Below are 12,295 nucleotides of genomic sequence, written 5' to 3'. Positions count from 1 at the left end.
CGGTGAGGTCGCGTTCCCCGGCGAGCGCGGTATCGCGATGGGAGACCCACCCGTCGGCCAGGATCGCATCCTCGTTGTGGTCGCGCACGAGCCCGGTCCGCGTCACTGCGGCGTACTGAATCTTCACTGACGGCCCTTCTGCCGATTCTCGGCCGGGTCGGGGAGGCCCTGCCTGTCCCTGCACGGTAGTACGCCTGCCCGGGCCCTGGAACGCACAATGGGCCCCGGAACGCACAAGGGGCCCCGGAACGCACAAGGGGCCCCGGAACGCACAAGGGGCCCCGGAACGCACAAGGGGCCCCGGAACGCACAAGGGGCCCCGACCATCGGTCGGGGCCCTGCAGGTTGTGCGCGAGAGAGGATTTGAACCTCCACGTCCCAAGGGACACTGGCACCTGAAGCCAGCGCGTCTGCCGTTCCGCCACTCGCGCGCCGCCTCAACGAGGCAACCGGAGTACCTTAGCACGACATACCGGCTCCGATGCAAATCGGGGTCAGCGGCCCTGCCTCAGCACGTTCTTGCGCACCTTACCGGTCGAAGTCTTGGGCAACTGACCGAAGTGCACTTCCCGGGGCGCCTTGAACTTCGCCAGCCGCGATCGGACATGCTCGATCACTTCCTGTTCGGTCAGTTCGACCCCGTCCCGGGTCACCACATAGGCGATCGGCACCTCGCCCCACTTGTCGTCGGGCTTGCCGATCACGGCCGCCTCGATCACTCCGGGCAGTTCGGTGATCGCCGCCTCCACCTGGACCGAGGAGATGTTCTCCCCGCCGGAGATGATCAGGTCCTTGAGGCGGTCCTGCAGCTGCACATACCCGTCGGGATGCATCACCCCGATGTCGCCGCTGCGGAAGTAGCCGTCGGGGGTGGTCGCCCGTGCGGTCGCTTCCTCATCGAGGTAGTAGCCGAGCATCACATTGTTGCCGCGCAGGCAGATCTCCCCCTGGGTGTGCCCATCGGCGGGGACGTCGCGGAAGTCGCCGTCCAACACCCGCACCGGTTCCCCGACCACGTTGGTGACGCCCTGCCGGGCCATCAGCATGGAGCGTTCCACCAGCGGGAGATCGGCCCATTCCGGCGGTACCTCACAGATCGTCGCCGGCCCGTAGGTCTCGGTCAGCCCGTAGACGTGCTGCATCGAGATGCCCAGCTCGCCCAACCGCTGCAGCAGCGCCGGCCACGGCGGCGCCCCACCGGTGACCACGTTGATCGGGTGGTCGATCTCGGGGATGTCGGTGTGGTTGGCCAACATGGTGAGCACGGTCGGCGCGCCGCAGAAGTGGGTCACGCCGGCGGCGATCTTGTTCCACATGTTCGCCCCGCTGACCTTGCGCAGTCCGTAGTGCACCGCCCCGGCCGCGGTCACCGCCCACGGGAAGGTCCAGCCGTTGCAGTGGAACATCGGCAGCGTCCACAGGTACTTCGAGGACATGTCCAGCTTCATGTGGTGGGCCATCGCCACCGCCTGCAGGTAGGCGCCGCGGTAGTGGTACATCACGCCCTTGGGCTGTCCGGTGGTTCCCGAGGTGTAGTTGATCGACACCATGCCCCGCTCGTCGGGGCACTCCAGCACCAGCTCCGGTGCGGTCGCCGCCTGATCCTCGTAGTCGGCGTCGGTCAGCACCTGCACCGGGTGCGCCACCTGGGTCAGCGCCTCGGCGAGCACCTCGGCGTACTCCCGATCGACCAGGACCACACCCACCTGCGCGTGCCCGAGGATGTACGCGATCTCCGCCGGGGCCAACCGGGTGTTGAGGGCGACCAGGACCCCGCGGGCCAGCGGCACCCCGTAGTGGGCATCCAGCAGCAGTCGGGTATTCGGGCTGAGCACCGCCACCCGGCCCCCGGGCCTGACCCCGAGGCCGGCGAGCAGGCCGGCCATCCGTTTCGCCCGGGCCCAGAACTCGGCGTAGGTACAGGTGAAACCGTCGTCGTCCACGAGGGCGGTGCGGCCGGCGTAGACCACCGCCGCGCGTTCGAGAAAGTTCACTGGGTTGAGTTCACGAAATGCAATCTGGGCCATCATCGCTCCTGTGCCACCGGTGCCGCGGCAGGCAGTTGCCCACCGTCCCTCACGGTAATGTTTCCGGGCCTGCCGCGTGGGCCGATCGCCCCATTGCGGTGCCGATGCGGTAATGCAATCCCGCCACACCTGCGCCGCGAATAGCTCCACTTGCCATCCACACCTAAGATCGACGGTGGCTGTCTGCAACCATGGGCGGTCACAGGACCAGCAGGAGCAGGGGAGGGACGTGGGTTTCGCCAGCGGAATGAGAAAAGCCGTCGACGCGGCCGAGCGCGGCATCGAGGGTGCTGTCAACGGCGTCTTCGCCCGTGCCTTCAAGGGTGAGGTGCAGCCGGTCGAGATCGCTGCCCGCCTGCAGAAGGAGATCGATCATCGCTCGGTCCTGCTGTCGCGCGAGCGCAAGCTGGTCCCCAACGAGTTCAGCATCGAGTTGTCCGAGCACGATTACAACCGACTGACCCCCTACGGGCGCAGCGTCTCCCGCGAGATCATCCCGCACCTGCAGCAGCACGCCAAGGACATGGGCTATGTCTTCAACGGCCCGATCCGACTGCAGTTCGAACTCGACAACAGCTTGCACACCGGACATTTCCGGGTCCGCTCGGAGGCGGTGGCCGACAGCCGCTCGCCGCAGCGGGAGAGTTCGACGGCGATCCGGACCGCGGAGCTGGTGCTCGAGGTGAACGGGATGCGCCATCCGCTGGTCCCGCCGGGAATCGTGATCGGCCGCGGCGAACGCGCCGACCTGCGGATCAACGACCCGGGCATCTCCCGCCAGCACGCCGAGATCCAGGTCACCGATACCCAGTACGGCCGCCAGTACCGGATCCAGGATCTGGGCTCGCGCAACGGGATCAAGGTCGACGGGCAGCGGGTCACCCAGGCCGAGCTGCACGCCGGAACGCGCCTGGAAATCGGCAGCACCCGCCTGCTGGTGCACTCCCCCTCGGGACGCTGATGCCTGCGATCGCCGTCACGCTGCTCAAAGTTCTCTTCCTGGCCCTGCTGTGGATCTTCGTGATCTCCTGCGCGGGCGTCATCCGTACCGACCTGTTCGGCCGTGCGGTGCCGAGTTCCGATCTGCCCCAGGAGTTGGAGAAGCCACGGCGCAAGCGGCGCAAGCGCGGTACGCCGACCCGGGTCGAGGTGGTCGAAGGCCCCCAGACCGGGGCCTGGGCCCCACTCCCCGATGTCAGCGACCCCCCGGTGAAGATCGGCCGGACCGGGGACTGCGCGATCCGGCTCGACGACGACTATGTGTCCACCCTGCACGCCCAGATCCGGGCCGACAACGCCGGCGGCTGGTTCATCGAGGACCGCGGATCGACGAACGGGACCTATGTGAACGGCCAGATGGTCACCCAACCGACCACGATCAGCATGGCTGACACGGTCCGGGTCGGGCGGACCATCATGAAGCTGGTCAGCGCATGACCGATCGGCTGCACCTGCGCTATCTGACCCATTCCGAGATCGGATTGGTCCGCAAGAACAACCAGGATTCCGGGTACGCCTCCCCGCGGATGCTGGTCGTCGCCGACGGCATGGGCGGCGCGGCCGCCGGTGACCTGGCCTCGGCGGTGGCGATTGCGCAGGCGCAGAAGGCCGATCAGGATGCCCGCCGGATCACCGGTGAGGACATGCTGGCCCTGTTGGCCGGCGCGGTCGACCGGGCCAATGAGAAGATCGCCGATCTGGTCGCCGACGACCCCACCCTGGACGGCATGGGCACGACGTTCTCCGGCGCCATGTTCGACGGGTCCCAGCTGGGCATCGTGCACATCGGTGACTCCCGGATCTACCTGCTGCGCGACGGCGAGCTGACCCGGCTGACCCACGACCACTCCTGGGTGCAGTCCCTGGTCGACGAGGGCAAGCTGACCCCCGAGGAGGCCGCGTACCATCCGCACCGCTCGCTGCTGCTGCGGGTGCTGAACGGGCAACCGGCCAGCGATCCGGACACCGATCTGGTCGACCTGCAGGCCGGCGACCGGCTGCTGCTGTGTTCGGACGGTCTGTGCGGTCTGGTCGAGGACGACGACCTGCGGGACATGCTCACCGAGGCGGACCCGGACACGGTCCTGGCCGACCTGATCGCCGCGGCCCACGAGGCCGGCGGCATCGACAACATCACCATCCTGCTCGCCGACGTCTACACCGATGAGACCCCGGCCGCCGCGGCGCCGACCGATGCGGCCGCCGAACCGGAGACCGGCGCGGAGGCCGACGCGACCGCGGCCACCGCGGCCGAGGATGACGACGCGGAGAAGACCGTACGCCGGACCGCGATCGCCCCGGTGGTGATCGGCGCCGCGCAGACCCGCGAGATCCCCGACATCCCACCGCGGCACGACCTTCCCGAGCGGCAGTCCCCCGCCGAGGACGCAGACGAGGATGAGGCCGAGCCGACCATTCCGCTGGAGAAGGGCGATGAGGAGGAACTGCGCTATGCCCCGCAGTTGGCGCCGCGCCTGCAGTTCCGGCGGTTGCTGCGCTGGGTGGTGGTGGGGATCGTGGTGATCGCGGTCGTGGTCGGCGTCCTGGCCGGCGGCTGGTCCTGGTCGCGCACGCAGTACTTCGTCGGCGCCCATCAGGGTCAGGTCACGATCTTCCGGGGACTGCATCAGCAGGTCGCCGGCGTCTCGTTGTCGGAGGTGTACCGGATCGAGCAGATCCAGGTGAACGACCTGCCGGCGTACTCCCGCGAACGGGTCCGGAACTCGATCGACACCGCCACGCTGGACGGCGCCGAGCGTACGGTCAACGAGCTTCGCCTGCTGGCCGACGATTGCCGCCAGCGCCGGGCGGCGCAGCAGCAGCGCTCCCTGGACCCCACGCCCAGTGCGGCCCCCGCCCCGCAGCCGCCGGTCGACCCGAACGCCACCCCGACTCCGGTGGATCCGAACGCCACCCCGACACCGGTCGAGCCCAACGCCACCGCGACCCCGCCGATCACCGCCGCTCCGCCGATCACCGCCACCCCGGCCACCGCGGCCCCGACCGGGGCACCCACCCCCACGCCGGAGGTGTGCTGATGAGCGACTCCGGCATGGTGGTGGTCTACCCGAAGCGACGCAACATCGAACTGGTAATGCTGATCTTCGCCATGGTCATCGGGGTGGGCGGATACCTGCTCAGCGAGCTCAACATGTTCGGCCAGATCCCGTCGAACTGGTGGCTGGTCACCCTGATCTGGTTCGGGATCGGCATCGGCGCGCATATCGCGGTCCGGATCCGGCTGCCGTACGCCGACCCCCTGCTGCTGCCGATCGTGATCCTGCTCAACGGCATCGGGCTGGCGATGATCCATCGCATCGACAAGGTGCCGCTGCCGGAGCGTCCGGCCACCACGGGTGCCAACACGCAGTTGATCCTGACCCTGATCGCGGTGATCCTGTTCGTCCTGGTGGTGACGCTGCTGCGCGATTACCGGCCGTTGCAGGGCTACACCTACGTGCTGTTCCTGGCCGGTGTGGTGCTCCTGCTGATGCCGCTGATGCCGATCATCGGCGTGTCCGAGTACGGCGCACGGATCTGGATCCGGGTCGGGCCGGTGTCCTTCCAGCCCGCCGAGGTCGCCAAGATCGTCCTGGTGATCGCCTTCGCCTCCTACCTGGTGGAGAAGAAGGAAGTCCTCGCCCTGGCCGGTCGACGCATCCTGGGCATCGACCTGCCCCGCGGCCGGGACCTGGGCCCGATCGCGATCATGTGGGCGATCGCCATGGTCATCATCATCTTCGAGAAGGACCTCGGCACCGCGATGTTGTTCTTCGGGATCTTCGTCGCGATGCTCTACATCGCCACCGCCCGACCGGGCTGGCCGATCCTCGGCCTGATCGCCCTGGGTGTCGGCGCGGTCGGCGCCTGGATGGCATTCGGTCACGTCCAGATCCGGGTCAATGCCTGGCTCGACCCGTTCTCCAACTTCGATCAGAACCGGCAGATCATCAACGCCCAGTTCGGCTTCGCCTGGGGCGGGATTCTCGGCACCGGCTGGGGCCTGGGCCGCCCGGGCCTGACCACCTTCGCCTCCTCGGACATGATCGCCGCCGCGATCGGCGAGGAACTCGGCACCGCCGGGCTGATGGCGGTCATCATGCTCTACGGCATCCTGGTGGCCCGCGGTCTGCGGATCGCGCTCGGCGCCAAGGAGCCGTTCGGCAAACTGCTGGCCGGCGGTCTGTCCTTCGTGTTCGCGCTGCAGGTCTTCGCGATCATCGGCGGCGTCACCCGCCTGCTCCCGCTGACCGGCCTGACCACGCCGTTCATGTCCAAGGGCGGCTCGTCGCTGATCGCGAACTGGATCATCATCGGCCTGTTGCTGGTCATCTCCCATCAGGTCCGCAAGCCGGTCGCCAGCAGCACCACGGAGCCGGAGGCAGCCATGTCGGCGATGACCACCCAGCTGATCCGGAGGTCGGCATGAGCGATTCCTCGACCTCGATGAACGGGCCGCTGCGTCGGTTGGCGGTGTTCGTGATGGTGCTGTTCGCGCTGCTGCTGATCAACTCCTCCTACACCATCGTCGTGCGCCAGAACGACCTCAATGCCCACCCGCAGAACCGGCGCGCCCGCGACGACGAGTTCTCCCGCGACCGGGGTCCGATCCTGGTGGGCCAGGAGCAGGTGGCCACCACCGAACCGTCGCAGGACCAGTACCGCTATCAGCGGGTCTACCCCGACGCCAAGATGTACGCCCCGATCACCGGCTACTACTCCTACGACTTCGGCCGCTCGGGCCTGGAATACAGCCAGAACTCCCAGCTGTCGGGCACCGACGATTCCCAGTTCGTCCGCCGGATGCTCGACATCGTGACCGGGGAGAAGCCCGCCGGCGCCACCGTGGAGACCACCATCAACCCGGACCTGCAGCAGGCGGCGTACCAGGCGATGGGCAACCGCAAGGGTGCGGTGGTCGCGCTCGACCCGAAGACCGGCGCGGTGCTGGCGATGGTGAGTACGCCCAGCTACGACCCCAACGACCTGGCCTCCCACGACCGACAGAAGGCGACCCAGGCCTGGAGCGAACTCAACGCCGACAGCGGCAGCCCGCTGTCCAATCGCGCGGTCCGGGAGGTCTACCCGCCGGGGTCGGTGTTCAAACTGGTCACCGCCGCCGCGGCCCTGGAGAACGGCCACCCCGTCGATCAGCCGGTGGACGCCCCCGAGACGCTGCGGCTGCCGGGCAGCCAGACCTATCTGGGCAACCAGCTCGACTGCGGCGGCACCAAGATCACCATCGAGCAGGCGATGAAGGTCTCCTGCAACACCGCCTTCGCCAACCTCGGCCTGGAGGTCGGCAGTGACAAGCTGCGCGCCCAGGCGGAGAAGTTCGGCTTCGGCTCGCGGCCGCTGCCGGAACTGTCCGGGGTGGCCAGCCGCTTCCCGGCCAGTCCGAACGAGGCGCAGACCGCGCTGAGCGCGATCGGTCAGTACGAGGTGGCCGCCTCCCCGCTGCAGATGGCGATGGTGACCGCGGCGATCGCGAACGGCGGCGACGTGTACGAGCCGTACGTGGTCTCCAAGGTGCGCGCGGCCGACCTGTCCACGATCTCCACCGCGCGTCCGCAGTCCCGGGGTCGGGCGGTGTCCCCGAGCACCGCTCAGGCCCTGCAGAAGATGATGGTCGCCACCGCCGAGGGTGGCACCGCCACCCCGGCCCGGATCAGTGGCCGCACCGTGGGCGGCAAGACCGGCACCGCGCAGACCTCGCCCGAGCGCCCCCCGTACGCCTGGTTCACCTCCTACGCACTCAACGACAAGGGGGACCCCGCGATCGCGGTGACGGTCTTCGTGGAGGATGCCGATGTGGCCCGGGACGACATCTCGGGCGGACGACTCGCCGCACCCGTGGCCAAAGCGGTAATGGAGGCAGCCGTCAAATGATCCCGAACCCGAACCCCCAGTCCACGCCCGGAGGTGACCACCGATGACCGAAGAACCGACAGTGGCGCGACGGGCCCTGCCGCCGGAGGAGCCGGTCGGCCCGCGCCTGCTCGGCGGTCGCTACCAGCTGGGTGAAGTGATCGGGCGCGGTGGGATGGCCGAGGTGTTCGCCGCCACGGACTCCCGGCTCGGCCGCCCGGTGGCGGTGAAGATCCTGCGCAAGGATCTGGCCAATGACGCCACCTTCCAGGGCCGGTTCCGGCGCGAGGCCCAGTCGGCCGCGTCGCTGAACCATCCGAACATCGTCTCGATCTACGACACCGGCGAGGAGTTCGACCCGGTCGTCGGGCTGTCGGTGCCCTACATCGTGATGGAGCTGGTCGAGGGCCACACCCTGCGCGAGATCCTCCGCGACGGCCGCAAGATCCTGCCGGAGCGGGCGCTGGAGTTCACCCAGGGCGTGCTGGACGCGCTCAGCTACTCCCACAAGGCCGGCATCATCCACCGCGACATCAAGCCGGCGAACGTCATGCTCACCCCGCAGGGCCAGGTCAAGGTGATGGACTTCGGCATCGCCCGCGCGGTGGCCGACACCTCGGCGACGATGACCCAGACCGCGGCGGTGATCGGGACCGCCCAGTACCTCTCTCCCGAGCAGGCCCGCGGCGAGACCGTCGACGCCCGCTCCGACCTGTACTCCGCGGGCTGCCTGATGTACGAGCTCCTGACCGGACGTCCCCCGTTCGTGGGTGATTCGCCGGTGTCGGTGGCGTACCAGCACGTCCGGGAAATGCCGGCCCCGCCCAGCTCGATCGACCCGATGATCACCCCCGAGATCGATGCGATCACGATGAAGTCGCTGGCCAAGAACCCGGCCGACCGGTACCAGTCGGCCCGGGAGATGCGCGATGACATCGGCCGGCTGCTGGCCGGACTGGAGGTCACCGCCCAGCTCACGCCGGCCACGGCCGCGGTCGCGGGGAGCACCCCGAGCGAGTACGCCGACCGCGACGCCAGCCTGGTGGCGGCCGGGGAGGACGACGCCGAGCCGGAGACCCCCAAGAAGAAGAAGGCGCTGCCGATCGTCCTGGTCGCCCTGGCGGTCCTCCTGGTGGCCGGCCTGATCGGTGGGGCGGTGTGGTGGAACAGCCGCCCGAAGGGTCCGGTCATGCTGACCGTCCCGGTGGTGGTCGGCGAGCAGCGGGTCTCGGCGGAGAACTCGGTGCGCAACGACGGCTTCCGGCCCCGGACCAGCGAGGTGAACGGGACCGATGACAACACCGTGGGAACGGTGACCAAGCAGACTCCGGCCGGCGGCCAACCCGCCGCCCAGGGCTCGGAGGTCCTGCTGGAGGTCAACATCGGGCCGCAGAAGATCGCCATTCCCAGCGATCTGGTCGGTCAGAAGAAGGACGACGTCATGCGCAAGCTGCGCGACGCCGGCTTCACCAACGTGACCGCGGTCGCGGCCAACTCCGAGCCCCGGGACGCCCAGCCCGACCAGGTGCTGTCCATCGATCCCGGCTCGGGCACCCAGGCCACCGCCGACACCGCGATCCACGTCAACTACGCCAGCGGGCGTTCCCAGGTGCCGGACTGGCGGGGCTGGAACCGCAGCTCGGTGACCAGTGACGCCGCCGACCGCGGCTTCAGCAACATCACCTTCGGTTTCCGCCGGGTCACCGATCAGACCCAGGACGGCACCGTCCTGGCGACCGACCCGCAGGCGGGCACGACGGTGCTGCGGACCGCGGAGATCAAGGTCACCCTCGGTCGCTACGAGCAGCCGACCCCGACCCCCACGCCGACCCAGCAGCAGCAGCCGCCGCAGCCGCAGCCGCCCGCCCCGCCGGCCACCACCCAGAACACCACGGCACCGCGGACCGAGCCGACCCCGGCGCCGAGCACCCAGTCCCATGAACCCACCCCGGAACCGACACCCTCATGATGCGCATCCTGCTGGTCGACAACTACGACTCCTTCGTCTACAACATCGCCCAATACCTCGGCCAACTCGGTGCCGAGGTCACGGTGTGGCGCAATGACGATGCCCGGCTGGACCGGGACCTGACCGCCGACTTCGACGGGTTGCTGCTCTCCCCCGGACCGGGCACCCCGGAGCGGGCCGGGCGCTGCGTCGAGCTGGTCCGGGCGTACGCCGGGCGACTGCCGATCTTCGGGGTCTGCCTGGGCCTGCAGGTGATCGCGATCGCCTACGGCGGCGTGGTCGGCCGCGCCCCGGAACTGCGCCACGGGAAGGTGTCCCCGGTCACCCACGACAACCGGGGCGTCTTCGCCGGCGTGGCGAATCCGTTCACCGCCACCCGCTACCACTCGCTGGCGATCATCGACGTTCCCCCGGTCCTGGAGGTCAGTGCCCGTACCGACAACGGGATCATCATGGGGGTGCGGCATCGGGACCTGGCCGTGGAGGCGGTGCAGTTCCACCCGGAGTCGGTGCTCACCGAAAGCGGCTACCTGATCCTGGGCAACTGGCTCACCGCCTGTGGCGATCCCGACGCAGCCCGGATCGGCGCCGGGCTGGCGCCACTGATGACGCGTCCCTGAACAAGCCAAAAACCCTGAGAAATCTCTCAACTAATGACCTTATTTCTCAGGGCTTCTGTCCCAGAATAATGGGGCACCTCTTGAATTGGTTGGCGCCACTTCGATGATTTACGCTTGCGCCGGAACAGGCATCAGTCAAGATTGGCAGGCAAACGCCGTGGAAACGTCCGTCAAACAAAAGAGCCCCGAAGACGTCCCATCCGACGACGTCGCCACTGCGTCGACCACACAGTCGGCCGGTGATCCCGTAGCCGCGACGTCGGCCGGCGCGCACCGGTTCAGCAAGGCTTCCACCTGGCAGCGCCCCCGCGTCCAGCGGCGTACCCGCCTTGCCTCGGTCGCCGCGGCCGTCATCGCCCTGATCGTCGCCGGCCTGGCCGTCGCCTGGATGGCCATGTCCACGGCCACCGCCGGCTGGATCGGCAAGCCTGCCGACGACGCCCCCAATGTATCGATGCCGCTGGGCAAAGACCCCCAGGTGAACCAGGACCTGGTCTCGCCGGCCCCGGTCTGGGAAGCCCCGCCCAGCCCCGAACCCACCGATGATGCCGCGGCCAACGATGCCGGGCCGGTCCGCCGCGCGCCGGCCGCCAAGCCCAGCAAGCAGCCGGTCCTCAAGAAGTCGGTCCCGCCGGCCCGGGCCAGCCAGGCCCCCGCGCAGGTGAACGCGTCGGCGAAGGCCACCGTCCCGGCGGCGACCAAGGCGTCCGTGGCGCCCAAGGCCCCCGCGGTGACGCACGCCCCCGTTCCCACCAAGGCCCCGGCAACCACTCAGGCCGCGCCGACCAAGGCGCCGGCCACCACGAACCCTCCGGCGCAGCCCTCGGTTTCCACCCAGCCCACGGCTGCGCACCCCAGCGCGACCGCGGCCCCCTGATCCACCGCGCGCGAGCCACGCATACCGGAACGACCCGCCCGATTCGGGCGGGTCGTTCCGGTTCCGCGCCGGCCAGATCGGCTCAGCAGCTCTGCAAGGGTCCGTCCAGGCTGAGATCCTTGATCACCGTCGACATACCTGCGGGGCGACGCGCACAGACCGTCGCCGGATCCCCGGTGTATTCGATGTTGAACACCGCCCGGCCCGACGCCAGGAACGGCACGTAGGGGTCGCATTCCTGGTACTCGATGCACTGCTCGTTGACCGCGAAGTCGACGACGTGGGAAAGATCGGCCAGTTGCTTGGCGTCGTTCTTGAGCCCGATCGCCATTCCCCGATTGTGCGCCTCCTGGGCCAGGGCGGTCTGGTAGGCGATCTGGGCCTGCGGGGTAATGGTGAACCCCGTCTTCTGATTCCAGCCGTCGGTGTTGTCCGGATCGACCGCGTCGAAGCCCTTGTCCGCGCATACCTGCATGCGGGCGGCCATGATCGGGACCAGAACATCGGTCCGGTTCACGTCGAGCCAGTTCTCCCCCTCCCAGCCCTTCATCGACTTTCCGATCACCTCACGCGGGAATTTCTGCTTGTCCGATCGCCAATTCTCCGATGCACCCGCGTTGATGTAGCAGACCAGTTTGACGCCCCGCGCCTTCAACTGTGCCGTCTGTTCCGTGGTGGTCGACTCCCAGTCGAGGTTGTACACCGCCACCGGCAGGGTCAGGTCGGGTTGCCCGGCGTACTGGATCTGGAAGGAGGCGCCGCGTTCGGGCACCCACCACGAGCCCGGGGTCGCCGGCCGGACCGACGTGGTCGGGGTCTCCTCGGTGCTGGTGTCGGCCGAGGTCGAGCAGCCCGTGAGCAGCAGCAGACCGGCCAGCAGGCCGGCCGCCAGGGCTCCGGGACGGGCCCGGTCAGCGCCACGTTCGTTCATTGG

Annotated in this window: 10 protein-coding genes and 1 tRNA gene; 8 read left to right on the top strand and 3 right to left on the bottom strand. The window is 68.8% G+C overall.

Annotated features, from left to right (window positions below; genetic code table 11):
- Positions 1–348: 348 nt before the first annotated feature.
- A tRNA-Leu gene (locus G531_RS0112465) sits at positions 349–431 on the bottom strand.
- Between the two features lie 63 nt (positions 432–494).
- Positions 495–2,027 (bottom strand): AMP-binding protein, encoded by a 1,533-nt coding sequence (locus G531_RS0112460; protein WP_026927505.1) that lies wholly within the window; start codon positions 2,025–2,027, stop codon positions 495–497.
- A gap of 247 nt (positions 2,028–2,274) precedes the next feature.
- Here G531_RS0112460 and G531_RS0112445 point away from each other — a divergent pair, with 247 nt between their 5' ends.
- The 8 genes from G531_RS0112445 to G531_RS0112410 all read left to right on the top strand — a co-directional run bounded on the left by G531_RS0112445 (position 2,275) and on the right by G531_RS0112410 (position 11,361).
- Positions 2,275–2,988 carry an FHA domain-containing protein gene (locus tag G531_RS0112445; protein WP_026927503.1) on the top strand — a complete coding sequence of 238 codons (714 nt, stop codon included), beginning with the start codon at positions 2,275–2,277 and terminating at the stop codon, positions 2,986–2,988.
- The gene (locus G531_RS0112440) at positions 2,988–3,464 is read left to right on the top strand and encodes an FHA domain-containing protein FhaB/FipA (protein WP_026927502.1); all 477 of its coding nucleotides are present in this window, start codon (positions 2,988–2,990) and stop codon (positions 3,462–3,464) included. Before G531_RS0112445 ends, G531_RS0112440 begins: the two co-directional genes overlap by 1 nt.
- Complete coding sequence (locus G531_RS22345) at positions 3,461–5,065, top strand: PP2C family protein-serine/threonine phosphatase (RefSeq protein ID WP_051215439.1); 1,605 nt, start codon at positions 3,461–3,463, stop codon at positions 5,063–5,065. The genes G531_RS0112440 and G531_RS22345 overlap by 4 nt, the downstream gene beginning before the upstream one ends.
- On the top strand, positions 5,065–6,456 hold the full coding sequence (locus G531_RS0112430; RefSeq protein ID WP_026927501.1) for an FtsW/RodA/SpoVE family cell cycle protein: 1,392 nt from the start codon (positions 5,065–5,067) through the stop codon (positions 6,454–6,456). The genes G531_RS22345 and G531_RS0112430 overlap by 1 nt, the downstream gene beginning before the upstream one ends.
- A gap of 17 nt (positions 6,457–6,473) precedes the next feature.
- Positions 6,474–7,916, top strand: coding sequence for a peptidoglycan D,D-transpeptidase FtsI family protein (locus G531_RS0112425; protein WP_026927500.1), 1,443 nt, complete (start codon positions 6,474–6,476; stop codon positions 7,914–7,916).
- Positions 7,917–7,959: 43 nt separating this feature from the next.
- Positions 7,960–9,864 (top strand): Stk1 family PASTA domain-containing Ser/Thr kinase, encoded by a 1,905-nt coding sequence (pknB, locus tag G531_RS22340; protein ID WP_081684088.1) that lies wholly within the window; start codon positions 7,960–7,962, stop codon positions 9,862–9,864.
- Complete coding sequence (locus tag G531_RS0112415) at positions 9,861–10,484, top strand: anthranilate synthase component II (protein ID WP_026927499.1); 624 nt, start codon at positions 9,861–9,863, stop codon at positions 10,482–10,484. The genes pknB and G531_RS0112415 overlap by 4 nt, the downstream gene beginning before the upstream one ends.
- A gap of 157 nt (positions 10,485–10,641) precedes the next feature.
- On the top strand, positions 10,642–11,361 hold the full coding sequence (locus G531_RS0112410; RefSeq protein ID WP_026927498.1) for a hypothetical protein: 720 nt from the start codon (positions 10,642–10,644) through the stop codon (positions 11,359–11,361).
- A gap of 82 nt (positions 11,362–11,443) precedes the next feature.
- Here G531_RS0112410 and G531_RS0112405 read toward each other — a convergent pair whose 3' ends face one another.
- Positions 11,444–12,292, bottom strand: coding sequence for an endo alpha-1,4 polygalactosaminidase (locus G531_RS0112405; RefSeq protein WP_026927497.1), 849 nt, complete (start codon positions 12,290–12,292; stop codon positions 11,444–11,446).
- Positions 12,293–12,295 lie beyond the last annotated feature (3 nt).

The organism is Granulicoccus phenolivorans DSM 17626 = NBRC 107789 = JCM 15570 (genome assembly GCF_000423085.1).
In the GTDB taxonomy this organism is placed as follows: domain Bacteria; phylum Actinomycetota; class Actinomycetes; order Propionibacteriales; family Propionibacteriaceae; genus Granulicoccus; species Granulicoccus phenolivorans.
The sequence above is the reverse complement of the archived record's forward strand: the minus strand, read 5'-3'. Positions and strand labels throughout refer to the sequence as shown.

Excerpts from the sequence above, each read along its gene's own strand:
- G531_RS0112405 (WP_026927497.1), bottom strand. The coding sequence starts at position 12,292 with ATGAACGAACGTGGCGCTGACCGGGCCCGTCCCGGAGCCCTGGCGGCC.
- pknB (WP_081684088.1), top strand. The coding sequence starts at position 7,960 with ATGACCGAAGAACCGACAGTGGCGCGACGGGCCCTGCCGCCGGAGGAG.
- G531_RS0112440 (WP_026927502.1), top strand. The coding sequence starts at position 2,988 with ATGCCTGCGATCGCCGTCACGCTGCTCAAAGTTCTCTTCCTGGCCCTG.
- G531_RS0112445 (WP_026927503.1), top strand. The coding sequence starts at position 2,275 with ATGAGAAAAGCCGTCGACGCGGCCGAGCGCGGCATCGAGGGTGCTGTC.
- G531_RS0112415 (WP_026927499.1), top strand. The coding sequence starts at position 9,861 with ATGATGCGCATCCTGCTGGTCGACAACTACGACTCCTTCGTCTACAAC.
- G531_RS22345 (WP_051215439.1), top strand. The coding sequence starts at position 3,461 with ATGACCGATCGGCTGCACCTGCGCTATCTGACCCATTCCGAGATCGGA.
- G531_RS0112425 (WP_026927500.1), top strand. The coding sequence starts at position 6,474 with ATGAACGGGCCGCTGCGTCGGTTGGCGGTGTTCGTGATGGTGCTGTTC.
- G531_RS0112430 (WP_026927501.1), top strand. The coding sequence starts at position 5,065 with ATGAGCGACTCCGGCATGGTGGTGGTCTACCCGAAGCGACGCAACATC.
- G531_RS0112460 (WP_026927505.1), bottom strand. The coding sequence starts at position 2,027 with ATGGCCCAGATTGCATTTCGTGAACTCAACCCAGTGAACTTTCTCGAA.